The organism is Mesorhizobium silamurunense, from assembly GCF_014843825.1.
GTDB classification, from domain to species: Bacteria; Pseudomonadota; Alphaproteobacteria; order Rhizobiales; family Rhizobiaceae; genus Mesorhizobium; species Mesorhizobium silamurunense.
In genome coordinates this window covers 14,939-37,278 of record NZ_JHQR01000178.1, presented here as the reverse complement: position 1 = coordinate 37,278, position 22,340 = coordinate 14,939, and the positions used below count along the sequence as shown (strand labels likewise).

The 22,340-nt window shown below is 63.7% G+C and carries 25 protein-coding genes and 1 pseudogene; 15 read left to right on the top strand and 11 right to left on the bottom strand.

The window, feature by feature from the left end:
• The coding region (locus DH10_RS20165) for an ROK family transcriptional regulator (protein ID WP_192385257.1) at window positions 1-926 on the bottom strand (926 nt) is incomplete at its 3' end.
• Window positions 927-1,287: 361 nt separating this feature from the next.
• Between DH10_RS20165 and xylF the strand changes: the two genes are divergently transcribed.
• The 4 genes from xylF (at window position 1,288) to DH10_RS20145 (ending at window position 6,421) form a co-directional block, all read left to right on the top strand.
• Window positions 1,288-2,328 carry a D-xylose ABC transporter substrate-binding protein gene (gene xylF, locus DH10_RS20160; protein ID WP_192251877.1) on the top strand — a complete coding sequence of 347 codons (1,041 nt, stop codon included), beginning with the start codon at window positions 1,288-1,290 and terminating at the stop codon, window positions 2,326-2,328.
• Between the two features lie 138 nt (window positions 2,329-2,466).
• Complete coding sequence (locus DH10_RS20155) at window positions 2,467-3,831, top strand: sugar ABC transporter permease (RefSeq protein WP_192385256.1); 1,365 nt, start codon at window positions 2,467-2,469, stop codon at window positions 3,829-3,831.
• Window positions 3,832-3,847: 16 nt separating this feature from the next.
• On the top strand, window positions 3,848-4,648 hold the full coding sequence (locus DH10_RS20150; RefSeq protein ID WP_192251871.1) for an ATP-binding cassette domain-containing protein: 801 nt from the start codon (window positions 3,848-3,850) through the stop codon (window positions 4,646-4,648).
• 129 nt (window positions 4,649-4,777) lie between these two features.
• Complete coding sequence (locus DH10_RS20145; protein WP_192251868.1) at window positions 4,778-6,421, top strand: CHASE domain-containing protein; 1,644 nt, start codon at window positions 4,778-4,780, stop codon at window positions 6,419-6,421.
• Between the two features lie 98 nt (window positions 6,422-6,519).
• On the opposite strand, the gene DH10_RS20140 is transcribed toward DH10_RS20145, so the two are convergent.
• From DH10_RS20140 to DH10_RS20115, 6 genes are all read right to left on the bottom strand, one after another.
• Window positions 6,520-6,765 carry a YMGG-like glycine zipper-containing protein gene (locus tag DH10_RS20140; protein WP_027166589.1) on the bottom strand — a complete coding sequence of 82 codons (246 nt, stop codon included), beginning with the start codon at window positions 6,763-6,765 and terminating at the stop codon, window positions 6,520-6,522.
• Window positions 6,766-6,849: 84 nt separating this feature from the next.
• The gene (locus DH10_RS20135; RefSeq protein WP_192251865.1) at window positions 6,850-7,176 is read right to left on the bottom strand and encodes a hypothetical protein; all 327 of its coding nucleotides are present in this window, start codon (window positions 7,174-7,176) and stop codon (window positions 6,850-6,852) included.
• 102 nt (window positions 7,177-7,278) lie between these two features.
• On the bottom strand, window positions 7,279-7,449 hold the full coding sequence (locus DH10_RS20130; protein WP_192251862.1) for a hypothetical protein: 171 nt from the start codon (window positions 7,447-7,449) through the stop codon (window positions 7,279-7,281).
• A gap of 243 nt (window positions 7,450-7,692) precedes the next feature.
• Window positions 7,693-8,724, bottom strand: coding sequence for a sensor histidine kinase (locus DH10_RS20125; protein ID WP_192251859.1), 1,032 nt, complete (start codon window positions 8,722-8,724; stop codon window positions 7,693-7,695).
• Between the two features lie 180 nt (window positions 8,725-8,904).
• Complete coding sequence (locus tag DH10_RS20120; protein WP_018429836.1) at window positions 8,905-9,069, bottom strand: DUF1328 domain-containing protein; 165 nt, start codon at window positions 9,067-9,069, stop codon at window positions 8,905-8,907.
• A 163-nt stretch (window positions 9,070-9,232) separates the two neighbouring features.
• Window positions 9,233-10,027, bottom strand: a complete 795-nt coding sequence (locus tag DH10_RS20115; RefSeq protein ID WP_192251856.1) for a response regulator — start codon at window positions 10,025-10,027, stop codon at window positions 9,233-9,235.
• A gap of 221 nt (window positions 10,028-10,248) precedes the next feature.
• Here DH10_RS20115 and DH10_RS20110 point away from each other — a divergent pair, with 221 nt between their 5' ends.
• Together DH10_RS20110 and DH10_RS20105 are read left to right on the top strand one after the other, a co-directional pair.
• Window positions 10,249-10,452, top strand: a complete 204-nt coding sequence (locus DH10_RS20110; RefSeq protein WP_192251853.1) for a NepR family anti-sigma factor — start codon at window positions 10,249-10,251, stop codon at window positions 10,450-10,452.
• 3 nt (window positions 10,453-10,455) lie between these two features.
• Window positions 10,456-11,007, top strand: a complete 552-nt coding sequence (locus DH10_RS20105) for an RNA polymerase sigma factor (RefSeq protein WP_040973662.1) — start codon at window positions 10,456-10,458, stop codon at window positions 11,005-11,007.
• Between the two features lie 44 nt (window positions 11,008-11,051).
• Here the strand turns inward: DH10_RS20105 and DH10_RS37945 are convergent, their stop codons facing one another.
• Window positions 11,052-11,609: a response regulator gene (locus DH10_RS37945; RefSeq protein WP_312891296.1), complete on the bottom strand. Its 558-nt coding sequence runs from the start codon at window positions 11,607-11,609 to the stop codon at window positions 11,052-11,054.
• A 26-nt stretch (window positions 11,610-11,635) separates the two neighbouring features.
• On the opposite strand from DH10_RS37945, the pseudogene DH10_RS20095 reads away from it, so the two are divergent.
• The 3 genes and pseudogenes from DH10_RS20095 to DH10_RS20085 form a co-directional block, all read left to right on the top strand.
• A pseudogene (locus DH10_RS20095) lies at window positions 11,636-11,926 on the top strand (cyclic nucleotide-binding domain-containing protein); the annotation flags it as partial.
• Between the two features lie 94 nt (window positions 11,927-12,020).
• Window positions 12,021-12,347: an ElaB/YgaM/YqjD family protein gene (locus DH10_RS20090; RefSeq protein ID WP_192251850.1), complete on the top strand. Its 327-nt coding sequence runs from the start codon at window positions 12,021-12,023 to the stop codon at window positions 12,345-12,347.
• Window positions 12,348-12,354: 7 nt separating this feature from the next.
• Entirely contained in the window at window positions 12,355-12,819 is a 465-nt protein-coding gene (locus DH10_RS20085) for a phage holin family protein (RefSeq protein ID WP_192251847.1), read from the top strand.
• 92 nt (window positions 12,820-12,911) lie between these two features.
• Here DH10_RS20085 and DH10_RS20080 read toward each other — a convergent pair whose 3' ends face one another.
• A complete protein-coding gene (locus tag DH10_RS20080) occupies window positions 12,912-14,435 on the bottom strand; it encodes a sensor histidine kinase (RefSeq protein WP_192251844.1) in 1,524 nt (507 codons plus the stop codon).
• A gap of 142 nt (window positions 14,436-14,577) precedes the next feature.
• Here DH10_RS20080 and DH10_RS20075 point away from each other — a divergent pair, with 142 nt between their 5' ends.
• Window positions 14,578-14,781 (top strand): hypothetical protein, encoded by a 204-nt coding sequence (locus tag DH10_RS20075; protein ID WP_192251827.1) that lies wholly within the window; start codon window positions 14,578-14,580, stop codon window positions 14,779-14,781.
• A gap of 8 nt (window positions 14,782-14,789) precedes the next feature.
• Here DH10_RS20075 and DH10_RS20070 read toward each other — a convergent pair whose 3' ends face one another.
• Window positions 14,790-15,713, bottom strand: a complete 924-nt coding sequence (locus DH10_RS20070) for a diacylglycerol/lipid kinase family protein (protein ID WP_192251823.1) — start codon at window positions 15,711-15,713, stop codon at window positions 14,790-14,792.
• A 239-nt stretch (window positions 15,714-15,952) separates the two neighbouring features.
• On the opposite strand from DH10_RS20070, the gene DH10_RS20065 reads away from it, so the two are divergent.
• Window positions 15,953-17,314 carry a PRC-barrel domain-containing protein gene (locus tag DH10_RS20065; protein WP_192251819.1) on the top strand — a complete coding sequence of 454 codons (1,362 nt, stop codon included), beginning with the start codon at window positions 15,953-15,955 and terminating at the stop codon, window positions 17,312-17,314.
• 35 nt (window positions 17,315-17,349) lie between these two features.
• On the opposite strand, the gene DH10_RS20060 is transcribed toward DH10_RS20065, so the two are convergent.
• Window positions 17,350-18,924, bottom strand: a complete 1,575-nt coding sequence (locus DH10_RS20060; protein ID WP_192251816.1) for an alkaline phosphatase family protein — start codon at window positions 18,922-18,924, stop codon at window positions 17,350-17,352.
• A gap of 217 nt (window positions 18,925-19,141) precedes the next feature.
• On the opposite strand from DH10_RS20060, the gene DH10_RS20055 reads away from it, so the two are divergent.
• The 4 genes from DH10_RS20055 (at window position 19,142) to DH10_RS20040 (ending at window position 22,233) form a co-directional block, all read left to right on the top strand.
• Complete coding sequence (locus DH10_RS20055; RefSeq protein WP_192251813.1) at window positions 19,142-20,074, top strand: VOC family protein; 933 nt, start codon at window positions 19,142-19,144, stop codon at window positions 20,072-20,074.
• Window positions 20,075-20,078: 4 nt separating this feature from the next.
• On the top strand, window positions 20,079-20,717 hold the full coding sequence (locus DH10_RS20050; RefSeq protein ID WP_192251810.1) for an alpha/beta hydrolase: 639 nt from the start codon (window positions 20,079-20,081) through the stop codon (window positions 20,715-20,717).
• Window positions 20,710-21,009, top strand: coding sequence for a GNAT family N-acetyltransferase (locus DH10_RS20045; RefSeq protein WP_192251807.1), 300 nt, complete (start codon window positions 20,710-20,712; stop codon window positions 21,007-21,009). Before DH10_RS20050 ends, DH10_RS20045 begins: the two co-directional genes overlap by 8 nt.
• Before the next feature lie 165 nt (window positions 21,010-21,174).
• Window positions 21,175-22,233: a dipeptidase gene (locus DH10_RS20040; RefSeq protein WP_192251804.1), complete on the top strand. Its 1,059-nt coding sequence runs from the start codon at window positions 21,175-21,177 to the stop codon at window positions 22,231-22,233.
• Window positions 22,234-22,340: the final 107 nt, after the last annotated feature.

The following is a 22,340-nucleotide window of genomic DNA, read 5'->3' as shown; positions in this document are numbered from 1 at the left end:
TCCGGGCCGTCTTTCTCGCGCGCCTTGGCGGCGAGCGCGCGCATGTCGGCGTCGCCGACATCGACCGGCTCGGCGTCCTCGCTCATCCCCATGGCGCTGCGCCAGATGGCGTAGTTGCCAGCATAGGCCTCGACGCAGCCGCGGCGTCCGCAGCGGCAGAGCGCGCCGCCCGGACGGTGGATCATGTGGCCGAACTCGCCGCCTGAGGAATGCGTGCCGGTGAACAGGTCGCCCTTGAGCACCAGCCCCATGCCGATGCCATGCGAGAGCAGGATGGCGATGAAATTGTCGCGATAGCGGTCGGGGTCGCGCCATTGCAGCGCCACCGCCATCATGTTGCAGTCGTTCTCCATGGTGGCTGGAATGCCGAATTCCTTCTCCAGGATGTCGGCGAAGGGAATGTCGGTCAGCGGCGTGATCGGCGACCACAGCATGGCGCGAGCATGGGAATCGGTGATGCCCTGGATGCCCATGGCGAGGCGGGCGACGCTGGCGACATCGAGGTCCGGATCTTCCAGCCGGCGCCGGACGATCGCCGTGCATTCGCCGATCAGCTCGTCGCGCGGCATGGTCAGCGTGTCGAGGCGACGCTGCTCCTCGGCGATGACCTGGCCGGCATAGTCGATGACGGCGACGGAGAGGAAATTCAGCGACAGCACCACCGTCACTACCGCCGTCGCCTCGGGATTGAGGGCGAGGCCGACCTGCGGCCGGCCGCGCTTCAGCGACACGGTCTCGCTCGGCTTGCTCTCGGCGAGGATGCCTTCCTGGATCAGGTCCGCGGAGATCGCCGAAATGGTCGAGTGGCTGAGCCCGGTGGTCGCGGCGATTTCCGTGCGCGACGGCTGGCCGGCCCGGCGCACGGCCGAGAGCACCATGGCGCGATTGCGCCGGCGCAGGTCGTCGTGGCGGATTCCGACCGACATTTTTCCTTCCTTCCGGGCAGCGCGGCCTCTTTGATAATGCATGGGCCGTTGGCGACGCGCCAGATCGGTTCAGTTCCGGATATAGCTACCGAACCGCCCTGGATTCGCTTCATTCCGTTCCGATGGAAAGCGGTTCTGCGCTTCCCTCCGGAGCCGTTGCAGAATAGTGGCAGAAGCGGCCGAGACTGTCATTATTTATTGCGAGCCTCGAAATAAAGTTCGCGGCACCTCAAAAACCATCAGAATCGCAGTTGACAGCGCTTCCGCGTTGGATCAGTATTTTTTCGAGGCTCGAAAAAAAGCCTCTGTGCCGGCCTTCGGGCCAGTCTGGGTCGCGCCGCAAGGGCGCAGGGAGGAAATCATGAAGAGATTCGCAGCCGCCATACTGGCGGGTGTCGCCATGTCGTTGACACTGGCGTCGGTCGCAGAGGCAAAGGACAAGGTAATCGGCGTTTCGTGGTCGAATTTCCAGGAAGAGCGCTGGAAGACCGACGAAGCGGCGATGAAGAAGGCAATCGAAGCCGCAGGCGACAAGTATATCTCCGCCGACGCGCAGTCCAATCCGGGCAAGCAGCTGACCGACGTCGAGAGCCTGATCTCGCAGGGCGCCAACGCGCTGATCATCCTGGCGCAGGACGCCTCGGCGATCGGGCCGGCGGTGCAGAAGGCGCTGGACGAGGGTATTCCGGTCGTCGGCTACGACCGCCTGATCGAGAACAAGGACGTCTTCTATCTGACCTTCGACAACAAGGAAGTCGGCCGCATGCAGGCCCGCGAGGTGTTCAAGGTCAAGCCGGAAGGCAACTACGTCTTCATCAAGGGCTCGGGCGCCGATCCGAATGCGGATTTCCTGTTCGCGGGCTCGATGGAAGTGCTGAAGGAAGCCATCGACAGCGGCAAGGTCAAGAATGTCGGCGAGGCCTATACGGATGGCTGGCTGCCTGCCAACGCGCAGAAGAATATGGAGCAGTTCCTGACCGCCAACGACAACAAGGTCGATGCCGTCGTGGCGGCCAATGACGGCACCGCCGGCGGCGTCGTCGCGGCGCTGACGGCGCAAGGCCTGGCCGGCACCGTTCCGGTGTCGGGCCAGGACGGCGACCATGCCGCGCTCAACCGCATCGCGCTCGGCACGCAGACGGTGTCGGTGTGGAAGGATGCGCGCGAGCTCGGCAAGAACGCCGCCGAGATCGCCTCGCAGCTCGCCGACGGCAAGAAGATGGCCGACATCGCCGGCGCCAAGGACTTCACGACGCCCGGCGGCAACACCGTCAAGTCGCTGTTCCTGACCCCGGTCGCGATCACCAAGGACAATCTCAACGTCGTCATCGACGCCGGCTGGATCAAGAAGGACGAAGTCTGCGCGGGCGTTGCCGCGGGCGCAGTCGCGGTCTGCAACTAATCCGGCCGACAGCGGTCCAAAAACGAGCGCCGGCCCCCGCGGCGCTCGTCCAAGGGCTTCCCGCTTCAACAAAGCCGGGAAAGCAAATAGCATCGTGGTCCGGCATCCGCGCCAGACGGCAGCCGGTGGGAGGATATCATGACCGATACGACCTCTGATACGCCGGCCAACCCGGCCGCGGATCGCGCGCGTGCTTCCGAACTCAGCGCCGTCGGCCGTTTCCTCAAGGCGACCGAACTCGACACCCGCATGCTCGGCATGGTCGGCGCGCTGCTGATCATCTGGATCGGCCTGCATGTCATTTCGAGCCTGCGGCTCGGCGTCAATCCGCTCGATTTCGACAGCCGCACGTTCCTTACACCGCGCAATCTGTGGAACCTGTCGGTGCAGACCTCGGCCGTGGCGATCATGGCCTCCGGCATGGTGCTGGTCATCGTCATGCGCAACATCGACCTCTCCGTCGGCTCGGCCGAGGGGCTGATCGGCATGGTCATGGGCTTCGCCCAGGTGCATTTCCTGGTGCGGATGGTCGGGCTCGAGCTCGGCAATCCGTGGATCTGGGTGCTGGCGCTGGCCATCGGGCTCGCGCTCGGGTTGCTCATCGGCGCCTTTCAGGGCTTCGTCATCGCCTATCTCGAAGTGCCGGCCTTCATCGTGACGCTGGGTGGACTGTTGGTGTGGCGCGGCGCCGCCTGGTGGGTCACCAGCGGCCAGACGGTGGCACCGCTCGACGCCACTTTCCAGCTCATGGGCGGCGGACCGGCAGGCTCGATCGGCGCCAGGTGGAGCTGGATCGTCGGCGTCGTCGCCTGCCTTGCCGTGGTGTTTGCGCTGTTCAACGGCCGGGTGCAGCGCAAGCGCTTCCGTTTCCCGCTGCGGCCGATCTGGGCCGAGACGCTGCTCGGCGCGGTCACCTGCGCGGTCATCATGGGCGCGGTATGGCTGGCCAATTCCTATCCCTGGCCGGTCGGCATCGTGAACCGCTACGCCGCCGCCAACAACATCACCGTCCCCGAGGGCGGGCTGTTTATCGCCCACGGCATCGCCATTCCAGTGCTGATGGCGGTCGCGGTCGGCCTCATCATGACCTTCATCACCAAGCGCACACGCTTCGGCCGCTATGTGTTCGCCATCGGCGGCAATCCGGAGGCGGCGAACCTTGCCGGCATCAACACGCGCTGGATCACCATGAAGGTGTTCATGATCATGGGCGTGCTGGCGACGATCGCCGCGGCGATCTCGTCGGCGCGGCAGAATTCATCGACCAATGCGCTGGGCACGCTGGACGAGCTCCTGGTCATCGCCGCGGCGGTGATCGGCGGCACCTCGCTTGCCGGCGGCTCGGGAACCGTGCTCGGCGCCATGCTTGGCGCGCTTTTAATGCAGTCGCTGCAGTCCGGCATGGTGCTGCTCGGCGTCGACTCGCCGCTGCAAAGCATCGTCGTCGGCGCCGTGCTGGTCATCGCGGTCTGGCTCGACACCATCTACCGCAAGCGGGTTTGACGGAGGGAAGATACCCATGGCCGAGAAGAACGCTCCCACCGACGCCCCGCTGGTCGACATGCGCAACATCTCGATCGCCTTCGGCGGCATCCGCGCCGTCGACGACGCCTCCATCGATCTCTTCCCCGGCGAGGTGGTGGGGCTGCTCGGCCACAACGGCGCGGGCAAGTCGACGCTGATCAAGATCCTGTCCGGCGCCTACAAGCGCGATGCGGGGCAGATCTTCGTCAACGGCGAGGAAGCACCGATCTCCAACCCGCGCGACGCCAAGAAATACGGCATCGAGACGATCTACCAGACGCTGGCGCTTGCCGACAATGTCGACGCCGCCGCCAACCTCTTCCTCGGCCGCGAGTTGAGGACCGCCTGGGGCACGCTCGACGACGTCGCCATGGAGGCCGAGGCGCGCAAGGTGATGGGCCGGCTCAATCCGCGCTTCCAACGCTTCAAGGAGCCGGTGATCAAGCTGTCCGGCGGACAGAGGCAGTCGGTGGCGATCGCCCGCGCGATCCTGTTCAACGCCCGCATCCTGATCATGGACGAGCCGACGGCAGCGCTCGGTCCGCAGGAGACGGCCCAGGTCGGCGAGCTGGTGCGGCAACTCAAGGCCGACGGCATCGGCATCTTCCTGATCAGCCACGACATCCATGACGTGTTCGAGCTTGCCGACAGGGTCTGCGTGATGAAGAACGGCCAGGTCGTCGGCACGGCGCGCACCGGCGATGTGACCCAGGACGAAGTGCTTGGGATGATCATCTTGGGCAAGTGCCCGCCGGGCGCCATTCCGGGTCCCGGAGCGCTGAAAATAGCGGCGTAAGGCCGTAAATTAGCTGGCTAATTTACGAATCGTTGATGTGCCAGCGGCCGTGATGGTTTGACCTCGCCATTGTGTTGGCGCGGAGACTTGCCCATAAAGGTGGTCAATGATCACGGGCCGCACCCTTCGTTGAAAAAACTCTTTCCGATCGTCGCTTTCATCGCCGTCGCGCTGATCAGCCTGACAATGGCGGGGTTCGCCTATTTCGCGACCCAGGAGGCGGCTCGCATCAAGTTCGAGGGAACGGCCGACGACGCGCTCAATCGAATCGAGAGCCGCATCGACCTGCATCTGTCGCTGCTGCGCTCGACGCAGGCGCTGTTCGATGCGCGCAACGGCGACATCACGCGCGGCGAGTTCAAAGCCTTCTTCACCGCGCTCGACATCGACGATAATTTCGCCGGCCTGCGCGGCATCGGCTTCCTGAGGTTGGCCAAGACCGGCGACGAGCCTGCGGTCGAACGCGATATCCTGCACGACTATGGTTCGGCCCACCCGGTCTATCCGGCCAACACCGGACAGCAGTGGCGCACGCCCATCGTGCTGTTCGAGCCGCTCGATACGTCCAGTCAGTCGATCATCGGCTACGACATGTTCAGCGAGCCGGTACGGCGCGTGGCGATCGAGAAGGCCATGGCCGACGACCAGCAGCATGCGAGCGGGCTCGTTCAACTTGGCCAGGGACAAGGGCAGGAGCAAACCTTCCCCGGTTTCCTGGTCTTCGTGCGGTTGAACGTGGAAACGGCGCCGGACGTCATCAACGCCAGCCGTTCCTCGACCGCCGGCTTCCTCTACGCCGCCTTCCGCGCGCGCGATTTGTTCCAGGTGGCGCTCAGCAAGGCTCCGCTGCTGCCGGTCAATGTCGAGATTTATGACGGCAAGCCGGGAGCCGACAATCTCCTGTTCCGGTCAGAGGCGCCGCCGGCCGAATCGCTCGGAGGAAGGCTTGTGGCGCGCCGGGATGTCGTCGTGGCCGGCCGGCCCTGGACTATCCTGTTTCGGCCGACGAGCGCTTTTTCGTTGCCTTCCTCGCGCGCCATTCCGGTGATGCTCGGGCTGTTCGGCCTGCTGCTGGCCGGGGCGATCGCTCTGGTGGCCCGCTATCAGGAGCGCGCCTATGAGGCGAAGTCGCTGCTGCATGAGGCGACGGAGAAGAGCCTGCTGGAAAAGGATCTGATCCTGCAGGAGATGAAGCACCGCATCAAGAATTCGATCACAAGGGTGCTGGCGATCGCGCGGCAGACTGCCTCCCAGGCCACCGACGTGAAGGAGTTCTCCGCATCCTTTTCGGCACGGCTGCAGGCGATGGCCGCGTCGCAGGACATGCTGACACGTTCGCGCTGGCAGAAGGCGGACCTCGGCGACCTCCTGCGCACCGAACTCGGTCAGGTGTTCGGCAAGGAGCTTCCCGAAGGCATATTGTCGGGGCCAGAGGTGCTGCTTGACGAGACGACGACACAGGCGCTCGGCCTGACCTTCCACGAGCTTGCCACCAATGCGCTGAAATATGGCGAGGCCGGCAACTCGGCCAATTCGCTTAAGGGACAATCGGCGTTGAAAGTGGATTGGAGGGTCGAAAGGCGTGGGCGGGAAAGGACGCTGGTGCTCAACTGGCGCGAGGCGGGGCAAAAGAAACTGGAGGCTCCGGCAAAGACCGGCTTCGGCACCAAGCTGATCGATCTCAATGTCACGCGCGAACTGCGCGGCACGATCAAGCGCGATTTTCAGGCCAACGGACTGAAAGTGGAAATAAGACTTCCGCTGTCAGAGTGAGCAGGCCCAGGCCTCTCTAGCCAAGGCTGTCCGTTCAAGCACAAAAAATGGAGGCCGGCAGGGCCGGCCTCCACATCGACATTTCCGCTAGCGCGGGATTAGTTGCAGCGGGCGGTGTAGATCCGGCCGCGATGGTCGCGATACTGGCAATAACCGTTGCGCAGGTTGCGGACCAGCAGGCCGGACCCTGCGCCGACAGCCGCGCCTATCAGCGCGCCCTTGCCGCCGCCGACCAAGCCGCCCACGCCGGCGCCGATCAGGCCGCCGCCGACCACATCCTGCTCGGTCGTGGTGCAGCCGCTGACAGCGACCACGGCAACCATGGCAATGATCATCTTCCGCATAAAATTGCTCCTCACTTTTGTCCTCACTTTTGGGCAGTGCCAGCCGCCATTTAGCACGAAAAAACGGGCTTTGCTTGCCTGATCTTATTGTTGCTGAAGATAGTCTTTTTCGGGGCGCGCGCCGTTTGACGCGACAAGCGTGCCGGAGACCGCCAGCGACGCGACGAGCGTGCCGTCGGGACGCACGGTCCAGAGGATCTGATCGTAGTCGTCCTCGAGCGCCGGATCGACGGCAAGGCACTCCCCCATGATATGCGGCGTCCGGCCCCGCAGGTCGCCCAGCGCAAAGGGCCGTTCGGCGATGCAAGCCTCGAAGGTCTCGAAGACGCCGACCGGCACCGACAACTCGCGGCAATCGGTCATGGTGTCCGAGCAGCCGATGACGAGGAGCAAAGCGGCGATGTGTTCCACGGGTGAATCCTCCCGCCGCAAAGAACGATTCTCGCCACTCAAAAGTTCCTGGCCGCGATGCCGCGAGCCCTTGGTGGTCGCTCGAATGGGAACCCCGTCGGATCAGGTCAACTGCCACGCAGCCGCCAGCACCAGGGCAGCAAGGAGCGCGACGGCGCCGAGGCGAAGCGACAGATGGGAGGAATGGGGCAAGGGCGGTGCCTCGACGTCCTGGAAGCCGCTCATCGAGACGCGGGCGGCCTGCTCCAACCTGTTCATGTCGGCAACCATCATTCATTCCTCCCAAATCGCGTGCCAAATCGTGTGACTAGGCGCGGTTGGGTTTCGGCGCACCCGAGCGGTTCAGCGTTTGATGGGGTCGCCGATCCGCTCCAAGTACTTGTTTTTACGCAACTCCAGACGAAATCCGCTGCGCGCTTTTGCTGGAGTTGCTTTTTAGCCGGGAGCAGAATCGGACTTTATGGTGAACAGCCGGTTAAGAGCCTTGGCGGCGAATGCCGGCGGCGACGCGGCGGTTCACTCCATCTCGAAATTGCCGCGCGGAATCGTGAGGCGATATTCGAGATGATCCTCGTCGATATCGAGTGTGGCCGAGCCATTCAGCGACGTCGGCACGACGCGTTCGAGTGCGACGCTGCCAAAGCGTTTTTCGTTGCGCTGGCCTGCGCCGATCTTTTCCGTCCAGATCAGCAAAAGGCCGGACGAAGTCTCGCTGCCGGCCGCGATCCTGGCGCTTACCTTGACCCGACCGCCGGGCCGGGACAGGGCGCCGTAGCTTACCGAATTGACGGCCAGCTCATGCATGGCCAGCCCGATATGCAGGGCGGCGTTCGGGTTGAGGTAAGGGTTCTCGCCATCCAAACGCAAGCTGCGACCCGGATCGGCGCTATAGCGGCCGACCTGGCCGGATATGAGTTCCCGAAGCGCTGCTCCCCGCCAGTTGGAGGATGTCACCAGATCCTGAGACGAGGCGAGCGACTGGATGCGGCCGCGAAAGCGCGTCAGGAAATCGCCAAGCGTCTCCGAGTAGCGCCCGGTCTGGGTGGCGATGCTCTGGATGATGGCCAGAAGGTTCTTCGAACGATGGCTGACCTCCCGCAGTAACGTCTTCAGCGTCTGCTCGCGGCGTTTCTGCTCCGTCGTCTCGACCATGGTGGTGACGACGCCCTGAACTTCGCCGGAGCCGCTGCGATCGGCATCGATCCAGATATGGAACCAGCGCACGCCGTCACTGTCGGGTATGCCGAGCTCGAGGCGCTCCGCGTTACCGGTTTCAATCACCTTGCGTTTGGCTGCGCTTATGCGCGCGGCCTGTGCGGGGGAGAGCAGATCCTTGCCGTCGGCCGTCTCGGACGCCCACGGGGGGCGCATGTTGCGGGCCCAGACGGTTTTCATTTCACGATCCTGATAGAGGACCGAAATTCCAGCATTGTGAAGCGCATGGAGCAACGCGCGCCCTAGCTGCATCCCGTTCTCTGCCGGATGCATCGCGATCACTTCGTCGCTGCGTCTTTGCGTATCGTCCTTCTGTGAGGCCTTGGAACGCATCCGAAACTTCCCGCATCCAGGCTTGAACGCTTAAGACAGGTCGCAGCCCCGGCTTTGACATGCCGAGGCTGCGCGCAGCCCCAAAAGCGGTCCGCCGGACGATGCCCTTTGGGGACACCGCCCGGCGGTAGCTGGAAACCGTTTGAGGGGTGCGGCTTCCAGTGTTCGGCGTTTCACGCGTCAAGCCCGTCTGAAAAGGCCGGCGATGAGCGAAATCACCAGGAAGGCAAGGAAGATGAAGAACAATATCTGTGCGATGCCAGCCGATGTGCCGGCAATGCCGCCGAACCCAAGCGCGCCGGCGATAATCGCGACCACAAGAAAAACGAGCGCCCAGTACAGCATGATACATCTCCTTCTGATGACCTGAAAAACGTGGCTGGATACCGTTTGTTCCACCATTTGCGGAAAAAGACGACCCCCTGTAAGCAGTTACCGATCAGGCACCGCCCAGCCTCATGCGAGGCGGAACCCTCGCATGAGATCTCGATTGTCGGTATGGATGAGGTCAGGCTGCGGCTTTGGCCTGGCGATCGAAGAAAAGCGCCTGGCTGATCAGGGCCTTGACCATGTCGGGATTGAACGGTTTGGTCACCAGAAACGCCGGTTCGGGACGCTCGCCGGTCAACAGGCGTTCGGGGAAAGCGGTGATGAAGATCACCGGCACCGGCGTCGAGGACAAGATCTCGTTCACCGCCTCGATCCCCGAGCTGCCGTCGGCGAGCTGGATGTCGGCCAGGACCATTTTCGGACGCGTCTTGCCGAAAATGGCCACCGCCTCGGCATGCGTGCGCGCGGTGCCGACCACGCGATGGCCGAGGCTTTCGACCATCTCCTCGATGTCCATGGCGATCAGCGGCTCGTCCTCGATGATCAGCACGTCGGTCGCGACCTGGCGGGAAATCTCGCTGCTTGCCTGGGCAAGCAATTCGGAGAACTCCTGCTCGTCGGCATCGAGGATTTCCGCCGCCTCGTCCTCGCTGAAACCCTCCACGGCGACCAGCAGGAAGGCCTGCCGCGGCCGCGGCGCGATCGCGTTCAGATTGGCGGCCGCCCGCTGCTCCCAGGCGGTCTGCGCATGTTCTTGCGGCACGCGGATGGCAATCGAGGTGAAGAGTCTGGCAAAGACCTTGTACAGCGCGATCCGGTCGCTCGATGCCTTGGGGAAGACTTCGGTGTCGGCGATGATGGCTTCCAGCAACGCGGCGACCAACGCGTCACCGCTTTCCTGCGATCCCGAGACGGCGCGGGAGAAACGGCGAAGGAACGGCAGGTGAGGAGCGATGGTTGCGGATAGGCTCATATTTGACGTCTCCCTCAGATGACGTTGTTGCATTTCATTGGGCCAAACGGATCGCAAACCCCGGCAAACCAACGTCGGCTTTGTGAAAAAGTTCCGCTTGCTGTGGAACTAAATTAGGAAGCGGGCGTTTCGGATTTTCGGGATGGGCAACCAGACAAGGTGCCGCTTGCGTTGTGGTCTGTGGTTCTTGAGCGGTTCGGGTGCTGGGAATTAGGGCAAATATGAAAGAAATGTCAAAGAATTCAACGACTGGCGCCATGAGCAGGCACCGGAATGGGGGTGGTAATCCGCTCGGACCGAACTCCGAAATCGCCCGCAAACTCAAACAATATTACGACGAGCTGGTCTCCGATCAGGTGCCGGATCGATTCGCTCAGTTGCTCAGCCAGCTGGAAAAGGCCGAACCCGCCGAGAAAAAGGACTGAGGCATGGCGGCGGTCTCCCAGAGCTTCAAGACCGAGCTGCTCGGCGCGATCCCGAGCCTGCGCGCCTTTGCGGTATCGCTGACGCAGAATGCGGACAAGGCGGACGACCTCGTCCAGGAAACCCTGGTCAAGGCGTGGGACAAGCATGAGAGCTTCCAGCCGGGCACCAACCTCAAGGCCTGGCTGTTCACCATCCTGCGCAACGAATTCTATTCGCAGATGCGCAAGCGCGGCCGCGAGGTGCAGGACAGCGACGGCATCATGACCGCCAGGCTTGCCGTCCACCCGGCCCAGCATGGCCAGCTCGACCTCAAGGATTTTCGCGGCGCGCTGGAGCAGTTGCCGGAGGATCAGCGCGAAGCCATCATCCTGATCGGCGCGTCCGGTTTCTCGTACGAAGAGGCGGCGGAGATCTGCGGCTGCGCGGTCGGCACCATCAAGAGCCGGGTCAGCCGGGCGCGCGCCCGGCTGCAGGATATCCTCAAGATTTCCGGCGAGGACGAATACGGCCCCGATGCGATCTCGGCGCAGGTGACCGGTTCGAACGCGGCCTGAGATCACCCCGTCTCTAATATCGTTCCTTGTGGCGAATGACCCGTTCAGGCGGCGGCCGCGCGCCCGCAGGCGGCAGCCAGGGCCGCGACAAGGTCATCGCCCGAAAAGGGTTTGCCGATCAGCCGTATCTCGGGAAAAGAGTCCCTGAGGTCATCCGAGTCCGAATAGCCGGTGGCAAAGACGAACGGAACGCCTGTGCTGCGCAGTCGTCCGGCAAAATCAAGGGTCGAAACGCCGTCCAGCATCAGGTCGACGACGGCCGCGTCGAAGCGGGACGGCAGGTCCTGCTCGTCGATCTCGGTCAATCCGCGGGCGATGGCGACATGGGCGGCACCATGGTCCCGGCATAGCTGTTCGACATCCATCGCGATCAGGAATTCGTCCTCTACGACCAGGATACGCAATCCGTTCAGCAATGGGGGCACGTGTCGGCGACTCCTACAAGGCCCGCAGTCATGCGCGGTATTTGGGTCTCTGTCATTTAAAAAAGACATGACCGGGTGATGCATTGCCGTGATCGGCGGAACCTCGGTCCGCGTGGAGCGTTTCCATTCGCCCGATCGGGGCAGGGATTTCGAAGAGGGGTCGAAATGTCCGGCCAAAGCGCACCTTCCGTTCCCAGCCGCCAATATCCTTGCGAGACCAATATCCTTGCGAGAATTGCCCGCTGCGGCCGTTGCTGGCCTTTCGCGAGTTCGAAAGCCAAGAGTTGTCGTTCGTCAGCAGCTTCAAGAAAGGAGAGCTTGCCGTCGACAAGGGCGCGACGGTGCTGGTCGATACAGCGCGCATCTCTACACCGTGCTTTCAGGCCGGGCATTCCGCTACAAGCTGCTGTCCGACGGGCGGCGGCAAATCCTCAACTATTCCATGCCGGGCGATCTTCATCGGCCTGCAAGGTAGCCTGATGGGCGAGATGCAGCGCAGGCCCCTGATCTGAAGTATCTGGACTGCGAGGAACGGAACCCCGGCCTCGACCGGGCGTTGAAATCGAAGCGAACTTAAGGAGTTAAGCAATGGCGACCGCCGCAGGCAGATCCGCAACAGGTGCTCCCTCCAACTCCGACCTCGAAGCCGACATCCGGCAGTTGAAGGCCGATATCGAAGAACTCACCAGGCAATTGGCCAAGACCAGGGACGACAGCTACGGCGCGGCGCGGCGCGCGGCCACCGAGGGGGTCGAGCAGTTGCGCGCGCAAGGCGAGGCAGCGTTCGAAAGCGTGCGCGGAAGTGCCCAGGATCTGGAAGCGCAGTTGATAGCCAGCGTTCGCGAAAAGCCGGTGACATCGCTGGCGATCGCCGCGGGAATAGGCTTCCTGTTCGCGCTGCTCTCGCGCCGCTAGCCCACATATGGGGACGCTGGCTTCGCTGATTTCGGCCCTCGCTTCCGGCGAGGCGACGGCCGCTTTGCAAAGAGCGCGCATGACGGCAATCCTCTACGGGCTTGCCGGTATTTTCGTCCTGTGCGGCGTCGGCTTCCTCGTCGGCGCCGCCTATATCTGGCTTGCCGCGCGCTACGGGCCGCTGGCGACTTCCCTGGGCTTTGGCGTGGGGTTCCTGGTGTTGGCGGCGATCATTCTTGTGATCCACAAGCTGACCGCTGGCAGGCGGGCGCGGCGGCGCGCGCGAAGGCGAAAGGCCGACATGACGGCGGTCGGCATCACCGCGGCGCTCGCGCTGCTTCCGGCGCTTGCGAAGAGCAAGGGCGGCCTGGGCGCGCTTCTCGCGCCCGCGGTCGCGCTCGCCGCCTACGCCATCTACCGCGAGAATGTGAAGCGCGGGCCTGACGATCCGGATTCCGGCAATGTCTCTTAGAGCCGTTCGGCGTTAGGCAGGAACGCTGACCTGCTCCAGCTATTTGTCTTTACGCAATTCCGGACGGAAAACCGTGGAATTGCCCGGCTTCGTCACTTCAGCAGCGGCTCGATCGGCATCGCTATCTCGGCAAACACGCCACCGGGGCGATATTCGTGGGTCACCTCGCTGTCGATGACCTTGGCCAGGCTGCGCCGGATCAGGATGGAGCCGAAGCCATGGCGATCAGGGGGCTCGACCTCGGGGCCGTCGCTCTCGCGCCAGGTCAGCACCAGCCGTCTCGCGTCCTTTCGACCCTGTGTTTTCCACTCCAGATCGACTTTTCCGGACGGAACCGAGAGCGATCCATATCTCAGCGCGTTGCTGGCGAGCTCATGCAGGATCAAGCCTAGCCCAACGGCTTGATCCGGCGAGAGCAGGAGATCGGGGCCGGAAATCCTTATGCGGGACCGGCCGCCGCCGTCGAAGGCCTTTGCCTCGATCCTTGCCAGTTCGGCGATCCCGATGCCGCGCCATTCGCGGTCCGACAGCAGGCTGTGGGCGGCGCCAAGCGCTTGCAGCCTGGCGCTGAAGGCTTCGAGAAACTCGCTCGGCTGGCGGGCATGGCGCACGGTCTGCGTCGCCAAGGCCTGCACCGTCGCCAGCGTGTTCTTGACGCGATGGTTCAGCTCGCGAAGCAGCAGGCGCTGACGCTCGTCGCCGAGCTTGCGCTCGGTGATGTCGTAGTTGACGCCGAAGATAAGCGTCGGCCTGCCGTCGCTGTCGCGCTCGATGACGCGCCCGCGCGTCGCGATCCAGCGGGCGGGATGAAAGTCCTTCACCCGATATTCGCCAAAATAGTCGTCGCTGCCGCTCAGCGCGTCGCGGAAGCGCGTCTCGGTCTGATAGACGTCGCGGGGATCGATGGCGCGCAGGATATCCTTTGCCTTAAGCCGGTTTGACGGCGGCAGGTTGAAAAGCTCCGCCAAAAGCGCGTCGCAGTCGATCATGTCGGTGCGGATGTCCCAGGCCCAGCTTGCCAGCGAGGCGGCGTCGAGCGCGATCGCGCGGCGCGTCTCCTCGCGTGCCAGCTTCGCCTGGGCGATGGCGCCGTTGCGCGTGGCATCCTTGAGCACGAACACGCTGGCGGCAAGCTCGGCCAACGTTTTCAACTGCGCGATCTTCTCGTCGGCCGGAAACGCCCTCGGCTTCCGGTCGAGCACGCAAAGCGTGCCGACCCTGGCGCCGGCAACGATCATCGGCGCGCCGGCGTAGAAACGGACATGCTCTCTGCCGGTGACCAGCGGATTGCCGGCAAAGCGCGGATCGAGCGTGGCGTCGGTGACCACCATGGGATCGTCGCCGGCGGCAATCGCATGAGCGCAGAAGGAGATGCCGGTCGGCGTCTCCTTCTCGTCGAACCCCAGCCGCGACTTGAACCACTGGCGATCGGTGTCGACCAGCGTCACCAGCGCGACCGGCGTTTCGAGTACCGCTGCGGCGAGACCGCCGATGCGGTCGAAGTCGGGATCGTTGGCCGTGTCCATGGCCTCGAGGCCGCGGAGCACGGCAAGCCGGCCCGCATCCTCGACGAAGCGGCTGACATCGGCCGGCAAGCTGGCTGCCTTGCTACCCACCAATCCCCCGTGCGCCACGCCCTGCGACGAGCGGCGGCCCGATCATTGCCGAACCTCGCCTTCGGTTTCGGAACCTTCGCGGAGAGGGCCCGTTACCCGACCATGCCGAAGCGCCCGCCGCCACGCAACATGGAGGCCGATAATGACCAAGATCGTTCCTGAAGACAAAGCGCGCCAGGGGCACTGGGGCTGGCATGCGCTGAGAATCCTTGTCGCCGGGCTGTTGCTGGCCTTTATCGCCTGGGGCGCGGTCGAGATCTACGGCGAGCTGATCAAGAGCCCGACGAGCGACCAGAGCGTGCCTGAGGCGCCGGCGGCCGGGCAGAAACCCCCGCAAGGCGGCTGATCGCACCATCACGCCGCCGCCTTGGCCTGCGCATTGCTTGCCGGAACCAGCACGTTCAAGGCGCGGGGATGAATCTCGATCACCGTCTCGCGTTCCAGCCTAACCAGCTCGCCATCCATTACGGCGCTGAACTTCTTCGTCGGCGAATGGATTCTGAGAACGGCCTTGTCGGCCTGATGGATCTCGACATGCTCGCTGTCACGCAACCGGCCGCGCAGCATGTCGAGGAGCAATTTCGCCAGGTGGTGACGTCTGTGCGCGACGCTGACATAGATGCCCAGAACGCCACCCGCCGGATTGTCCGCATAAGGCAGATGGCCTTCGCCGAACAGATTGTTGCTGATGCCGATGCCGGTTGTGCGGGTGACGATCTCGGTCTGGCCGATGCTCAAGGTCACCTTGAGGGTACGCGGGTTCTTGATCGTTGCCCATGCCGCGCGAACGGAAGCCTGCATCTTTCCCAGCCGCGAACCGAAATCCATATTCGCCCGAAGCTGCACCATCCTGGCATGCATGCCGATCGAAAACTGGTGCACGAAAGGCTGGCCGTTGGCGCTTGCCATGTCGACGGCCATCACGTCGCCTTCGGCGAAGGATTTCAGCGCCGCATCCAGCGTCTGCGGGATGCCAAGGCCGCGCGCGAAGAGATTCATCGTGCCAGCCGGCAATATGGCCAAGGCCTTCTTCTTGTTCATCAGAAGGGACGCCGCCGTCGAAATCGTGCCGTCGCCGCCTCCAGCGATCACGACGTCGATATTCCGCTTCGCTATGGCCGTTTCCAATGCCGCGGCGATTTCGCGGCCGGCAACGATGTCGACCTGAACGGAATGGCCTGCCGCTTCCAGCGTCTGGCGCAGACGGTCGGCAAAGGCTGAGATGTCGATCGTGCGCAGCGTGCCGCCGTCCTGGTTCAGCACCGCAGCAAACCGCATGCCCCGCTCCGATTTTTCCGTTCTTCGGCTGAAAATAGCACTCAGCCGAAGGCTGGAACGGAAAGGGCCGCCGGAAGGTTCCTTGCAGGCCAGGAAATCCCCGCAGAGCAGAGCGGCCGCTGTTTTGGAACAAGCCCCCGCTCACAACGTTGTGAAATCGTGGAACAGTGCCGCTCGGGCCGGCGTAGCCAAAGGCCTGCGATGCGGCGTGCACCAACCAGGCACGAGGAGGAACCATTATGATCCGCACCCTTTTTGCAACGACCGCGCTTGCAACGTTGCTCGCAAGCGGCGCGTTTGCTCAGACAACACCAACACCGGCGCAGCCGCCTGTTGCCGAGAACCCGGCACCCGTGATCCGTTCGGATGGCGCCCTCATGACCAACATCGTCGGCGAGTCCGTCTATAACGGTACCGGCGACGATGCCGAAAACATCGGCAAGGTCGACGATGTCGTCTTCGATGCTAGCGGCAACGCCAAATCCGCAATCATCGGCGTCGGCGGCTTTCTCGGCGTCGGTAAGAAGGACGTCGCCTTCGATTACGCCAAGATGCAATGGGCCGAGAAGAACGGCGACCGTTGGTTGATTGCCAAAACAACCAAGGACGAGCTGAACGCTCAGCCGGCATTCGACCGCAAGCCTTATGAACCGGCCCCGGCGCAATCGACGGATGCCACGCAGCCTGCGACCACTGACAACGGAACGGCGCAAGCGCCCGCACAGCCGGCCCAGCCGGTAAAGAAAGCTGAAGGCAATCTCGCCACGAACATCATGGGCGAGTCGGTCTACAACGGTACCGCCGATGACGCCCAAAAGATCGGCGACGTCAACGACATCGTTCTTGCCAAGGACGGCAAGGCCGAGTCCCTTGTGATAGGCGTTGGCGGCTTCCTGGGCATAGGCGAGAAGAATGTCACCTTCGACTTCGCCAAGGCGAAATGGGCGGAGAAGAACGGTGATCGCTGGCTCGTTGCCGAGACGACCAAGGAAGAACTGCAAGCTCAGCCGGACTTCAACCGCAAGGCCTATGATCCGGCACCGGCGCCGGCTACCGCGGCTTCTAACAATGCTCCGGCAACGACCACACCTACCGTGGCGTCCTCTGACACCACGGCCGGCAAGGAGGCCAAGCCAGCTCAGCCGGCGCAGACGACCGCCGAGAACAAGCCTGCAGCGCCCGCCCCGACCGCCGCTGAAAACAAGCCGGCCGATTCCGGCACGGCGGCAACCGATACGACCAAGACGGCCTCAATCGACAAGTCGACGCTGACCGAAATGCCGATGGGCAATATCCGGGGCGACGACCTGAAGGGCGCGACTGTTTATGGCGCCAACGACGCCACGATAGGCACCATTGGCGACGTTGTGCTGACGCCAGACAACAAGCCGGATGCGGTGATCGTCGACGTCGGCGGCTTCCTCGGCATCGGCGCCAAGGAAGTGGCGGTCGGCATGGACAAGCTCAAATTCATGACCGACAAGAGCGGCAAGAAATATCTCTACACCAACTTCACCAAGGAGCAGCTGCAGGCGCAGACGGCCTATGACAAGAGCACCTATGCCACGAAGCGCGACCAGCAGCGGATGATTCTCAAGTAGGGCAGTAGGCAGTAGGCAGTAGAGTAGGCAAGTACCTATTCCCTACTGCCTACTGCCTTGCTCACATGGCCGACCACGCCATCTTCCGTCAGCTCCGCCAGCGCCAGCGACTGGTCGAGATGCCTGGCGCGCCAGGCGAGCATCTTCTCGGCGAACTCCAGTCGCGCCGGCAGATAGGCGGGGTCGTTCGCGACGTTGCTCAGTTCGCCGGGATCCTTTGCGAGGTCGAACAACAGCGGCGGCAGGCCGCCGCCGAAATGGACATATTTGAAGTCGTCGGTGCGCAGGACAGCCAGGTTGCAGTCGCGTGAGCCGATGCCGAAATGATGCTCGGCTTCGCCGTCGGCGACCGAGCGGAAATCGAATTCCCAATGCGCGGCCTCGCGCCAATCGGCCGGCTCCTTGCCGTCGAGCCACGGCGCCAGCGACCTGCCGTCGAGATGCGGCTCGGGTGCCGCGCCGATCAGGTCTAGCAAGGTCGGAAAGATGTCGACGGCTTCGGTGAATCGGTCGATGGATGCGCCGGCTGCCGCTCTACGGCTCGGATCGCGGATGATCAACGGAATGTGGTAGCTGGCGTCGAAGAAGCCGCCTTTGCCGAGCATGAAATGGTCGCCCATCATCTCGGCGTGGTCGGAGGTGAGCACGATCACGGTGTCGTCCCAACTGCCGGCCGCCTTCAGCGCTTCCCAGATGCGGCCGAGCTGCGCGTCGAGCTCGGAGATCATGCCGTAGTAGATCGCGCGGATGCGGCGGAAATTCTCCTCGCTCCAGTCCGGCACTTTGCCCTCGATGCCGGGAACGAACTTTGTCCGCTTCTGCCGGCCAAGATCGTAGGCGAGATAGGGATGGCTTTCGCCCTCGGCCTGCCAGTTCGCCGCGCGCCGGAAAACGGGGCCATCGGCCGGATCGTACATGGTGTTGTAGGGCTCCGGCACGATGAATGGCGGATGCGGGCTGATGAAGGAGATGTGCGCGAACCAAGGCGCACCCTGCTCCTGCTCGCCAAGCCAACGGATGAATTCGCCGGCCAGGAAGGCGGTCGGCGTCTGGTCTTTCGAATAGATGGGCGGCGCGTTGCTCACATCGCCTCCGGTCTTGCCCTGCTCGCCCGCCGGACGATGGATGCCGGGGCTGCCGGCGCTGGCGTCGATGCCTTGCATTCTCAACCAGGACAGCCATTGCTTCTGATGCTCGGGCAGGGACTGCCGCACGCTGAAGCCGGGCAGCACGCCTTCATAACTCCTCAGCCGCGGATCGCCGGCTGAGAGCTGGCGTGGATCAGGCGCCACATCGGTATAGCCGAACAGCGTCGGGTCATAACCCACTGCCCGCGCCGAAAGCGCGATATTGCCGTGGCGGGAGTCGAGCGGCGAGCCGTTTCGGCAGACGCGGTTGTTCATCTGGTAGAGGCCGGTATAGAGACAGGCGCGCGCCGGCGAGCAGGGCGCCGCTCCGCCATAGTGGCGCCGGAAGAGCACGCCCTCGGCGGCAAGCGCGCCGGCGTTCGGCGTCCTGACTACCGGGTGGCCTGCGGTCGAAAGGCAATCGCCACGCCACTGGTCGCAAGTGATGAGCAGAACATTCGGGCGGCTCACTCGGTTGTCCAAGATCTTCTCCTCAAAACGGCGCGCCGCTCATGGAGCCGAAATTCCCGAGCGGTGCAAGGAGGGGAGTTTCATCAACCGGTGAACATAAACCATCTGTCCGTTCACTTTTATGAGACAGTCCATTCTGTGTTTGCCTGCTTTGCCGCTGGCGGGGCTATCCTCATATTGGCGTGGACAGCGGCGAGGGCCGCAGCAAGGATAGGGAAGGAGCAGCATCATGCTCAATCAGATCAAGGGCCTGCATCACGTCACCTCGATGGCGAGCGATGCGCGCCGGAACAATGAATTCTTCACCAAGAAGCTCGGCCTGCGCCGGGTCAAGAAAACCGTCAATTTCGACGCGCCGGACGTCTATCACCTTTACTATGCCGACGAGCTCGGCACGCCGGGCTCGGTGATGACCTATTTCCCGTTCCCGGATATCGGCAAGGGCCGGCATGGGGTCGGCGAGGTCGGCACCACGGTCTTTTCGGTGCCGGAAGGCACGCTTGCCTATTGGGAAAAGCGCTTCGCCGATGAGGGCGTGGGCAATGTTGCCCGTACCGAAAGCTTCGGCGAGAAGCGCCTCACCTTCACCGGTCCCGACGGCGACAGCTTTGCACTCGTCGAGGACAAGGCCGACAGCAGAGCCCCCTGGGTGAAGGGCGGGGTTCCCGGCGACGAAGCAATCCGCGGCTTCCACTCGGTCGCGCTGAGGCTGAAGGACGGCGGCGCCACCGAGGAGCTGCTGAAGTTCATGGGCTATGAGGAAGTCGACAAGTCAGGCAACATCCGCCGGCTGGCAATCAAGAACGGCAACGGCGCCGACATCGTCGATATCGAATCGCTGCCCGGCGCGGGCTTTGCCAATCTCGGCGCCGGCTCGGTACACCATGTCGCCTTCGCGGTCGAGGATCGCGCCAAACAGCTCGAGGTGCGCAAGGCGCTGGTCGACACGGGCTACGGCGTGACGCCGGTCATCGATCGGGATTACTTCTGGGCGATCTATTTCCGCACGCCAGGCGGCGTGCTGTTCGAGGTCTCCACCAACGAGCCGGGCTTCGACCGCGACGAGGACACCGCGCATCTCGGCGAGGCGCTGAAGCTACCAGCGCAGCACCAGCATCTCAGGCCCTATCTCGAACAGCACCTGCAGAAACTGGAAGACTAAGGCCATGAGCAAGGACGCTTACATTCACAAGGTGCTGCCCGGTTCGCCGGGCAGCCCGCTGCTTTTCGTCTTCCACGGAACCGGAGCGGATGAGAACCAGCTTCTGTCGTTCGGTCGCGAGTTGCTGCCTTCAGCGACCATCGTGTCTCCGCGCGGCGACGTGTCGGAGCAGGGCGCTGCCCGCTTCTTCCGCCGCACGGGCGAGGGCGTCTACGACATGGACGACCTCGCGCGGGCGACGGCCAAGATAGCGGGCTTCGTCAAGGCGCAGGTCGAGGCGGCCAAGCCTTCGGCGGTGTTCGGGCTCGGCTATTCCAACGGCGCCAACATCCTGGCCTCGGTGGTGTTCGCGGAGCCAAGCCTGTTCGATGCCACCGCGCTCATGCATCCGCTGATCCCGTTCGAGCCGGAAGTGAAGGGCAGTCTTGCCGGCCGCCGCATCCTGATCACGGCCGGCAGGCGCGATCCGATCTGCCCGCCGAACCTGACGGCGCGGCTCGAAGCCTATTTGCGCGCCGACGGTGCCGATGTCACAGTGGAATGGCACGATGGCGGGCACGAGGTGCGGCCGAATGAAATCGAAGCGGCGCGGCGGCTCTTCGCCTCCACGCCCGCCGCCGAAGGAGGCAAGAACGATGGCTGACCAACTGCCCGAGATCGAACTGGAAGACCACGGCACCAAGGGTCGCTACGTGCTGCGCGGACCCGGCGGCGCCGAGGCAGAGATGACCTTCACCAAAATCGGCGAGCATCAGCTCATCATCGATCACACCGAGGTGCCTGATGTGTTCCGCGGCCAGGGCGCCGGGCTGCGCCTTGTCACCCGCGCCGTCGAGGACGCTCGCGCCGCCGGCAAGAAGATCATCCCGCTCTGCCCCTTCGCCAACGCTCAGTTCCGCCGTCATCCGGAATGGGCCGATGTGCTGAAGCGGTAAGCATTTTTCCCTTCCCCCCTTGCGGGGGAAGGTGGAAACCGCCGCCCAGGCCACAAGCGCAAATGCCGGCTTGGCATTTGCGCAGCTCGGCCATCTTGCCTAAGTTGACGGTTCGCTCGGACGAAACCTTCGTCCCGCCCGTCACTGATTTGAATGGCTTCCCCGATGACCGATACCGACCTGATCCCCGTTTTCGACGGCCATAACGACACGCTTCTTCGACTCTACCAGTCGAAGGAGGCGGATGTCGAAAAGCTGTTCATCGAGGGCACGCCGGGCGGTCATATCGACCTGCCGCGCGCCAGGAAAGGCGGCTTTGCCGGCGGGATGTTCGCGATCTTCCCGCCGCCGATCGAAAAGACCAAGCGCAGCGCCGTGCCGCCGGCGCCGAGCGACAACGAACCCCTGCCGCCGGAGCTCCCGCGCGCCGAGGCGATCACGTCGACCATCGGCATGGCCTCGATCCTGTTCAGGCTGGAGCGCGCCGGAGCGCTGACCGTCTGCCGCAACGCCGGCGACGTGCGCGAGGCGATGGCGAAGGGCTCGATCGCGGCGGTCTTCCATATCGAAGGCGTCGAGGCTATCGATCCCGAGCTTGCCATGCTCGACGTCCTGCACGCCGCCGGCCTGCGTTCGCTGGGCATCGTCTGGAGCCGGCCGAATGCCTTCGGCAATGGCGTGCCGTTCCGCTTTCCGTCCTCGCCGGACACCGGGCCTGGCCTCACCGATGCCGGCAAGGCGCTGGTCAAGGCCTGCAATCAGCTCAGGATCATGATCGACCTCTCGCATCTCAACGAGAAGGGTTTTCGCGACGTCGCCGCGCTCAGCGACGCGCCGCTGGTCGCGACGCATTCCAACGTGCATGCGATCTGCGGCCATTCGCGCAATCTCACCGACTGGCAGCTCGGGGCGATTCGCGAAACGGGCGGCATGGTGGGTTTGAACTTCGCCACCGGCTTCCTGCGCGAGGACGGCCGCATGAATGCCGACACCGATCTCGACATCATGGTGCGCCACATCGACTCGCTCTTACAGGCGCTGGGCGAGGATGGTATCGGCCTCGGCTCGGACTTCGATGGCGCCATGATCCCGGCCGTCATCGGCGACGTCGCCGGCCTGCCGAAGCTCATCGACGCGCTCGCTGCGCGCGGCTTCGGACGGGCGCTGATCGCGAAGATCGCTTACCGGAATTGGTTGAGCGTTCTGGAAAGAACGATAGGGTAGGCTATGCTTACTGGCCGTAGCCGATGCGCTGCAGCCATTCCTTGCCGACGCCGCGGTCGCGGATGATCGGCAAGGGGTCTTCGTGGTCGAGCCGGGTGCAGACAACT

Bases quoted from the DNA above. Each gene is read 5' to 3' on its own strand.
- xylF (WP_192251877.1), top strand. From the start codon at position 1,288: ATGAAGAGATTCGCAGCCGCCATACTGGCGGGTGTCGCCATGTCGTTG.
- DH10_RS20155 (WP_192385256.1), top strand. From the start codon at position 2,467: ATGACCGATACGACCTCTGATACGCCGGCCAACCCGGCCGCGGATCGC.
- DH10_RS20150 (WP_192251871.1), top strand. From the start codon at position 3,848: ATGGCCGAGAAGAACGCTCCCACCGACGCCCCGCTGGTCGACATGCGC.
- DH10_RS20140 (WP_027166589.1), bottom strand. From the start codon at position 6,765: ATGCGGAAGATGATCATTGCCATGGTTGCCGTGGTCGCTGTCAGCGGC.
- DH10_RS20130 (WP_192251862.1), bottom strand. From the start codon at position 7,449: ATGATGGTTGCCGACATGAACAGGTTGGAGCAGGCCGCCCGCGTCTCG.
- DH10_RS20125 (WP_192251859.1), bottom strand. From the start codon at position 8,724: ATGCGTTCCAAGGCCTCACAGAAGGACGATACGCAAAGACGCAGCGAC.
- DH10_RS20120 (WP_018429836.1), bottom strand. From the start codon at position 9,069: ATGCTGTACTGGGCGCTCGTTTTTCTTGTGGTCGCGATTATCGCCGGC.
- DH10_RS20115 (WP_192251856.1), bottom strand. From the start codon at position 10,027: ATGAGCCTATCCGCAACCATCGCTCCTCACCTGCCGTTCCTTCGCCGT.
- DH10_RS20110 (WP_192251853.1), top strand. From the start codon at position 10,249: ATGAAAGAAATGTCAAAGAATTCAACGACTGGCGCCATGAGCAGGCAC.
- DH10_RS20105 (WP_040973662.1), top strand. From the start codon at position 10,456: ATGGCGGCGGTCTCCCAGAGCTTCAAGACCGAGCTGCTCGGCGCGATC.
- DH10_RS20090 (WP_192251850.1), top strand. From the start codon at position 12,021: ATGGCGACCGCCGCAGGCAGATCCGCAACAGGTGCTCCCTCCAACTCC.
- DH10_RS20085 (WP_192251847.1), top strand. From the start codon at position 12,355: ATGGGGACGCTGGCTTCGCTGATTTCGGCCCTCGCTTCCGGCGAGGCG.
- DH10_RS20075 (WP_192251827.1), top strand. From the start codon at position 14,578: ATGACCAAGATCGTTCCTGAAGACAAAGCGCGCCAGGGGCACTGGGGC.
- DH10_RS20070 (WP_192251823.1), bottom strand. From the start codon at position 15,713: ATGCGGTTTGCTGCGGTGCTGAACCAGGACGGCGGCACGCTGCGCACG.
- DH10_RS20065 (WP_192251819.1), top strand. From the start codon at position 15,953: ATGATCCGCACCCTTTTTGCAACGACCGCGCTTGCAACGTTGCTCGCA.
- DH10_RS20055 (WP_192251813.1), top strand. From the start codon at position 19,142: ATGCTCAATCAGATCAAGGGCCTGCATCACGTCACCTCGATGGCGAGC.
- DH10_RS20050 (WP_192251810.1), top strand. From the start codon at position 20,079: ATGAGCAAGGACGCTTACATTCACAAGGTGCTGCCCGGTTCGCCGGGC.
- DH10_RS20045 (WP_192251807.1), top strand. From the start codon at position 20,710: ATGGCTGACCAACTGCCCGAGATCGAACTGGAAGACCACGGCACCAAG.
- DH10_RS20040 (WP_192251804.1), top strand. From the start codon at position 21,175: ATGACCGATACCGACCTGATCCCCGTTTTCGACGGCCATAACGACACG.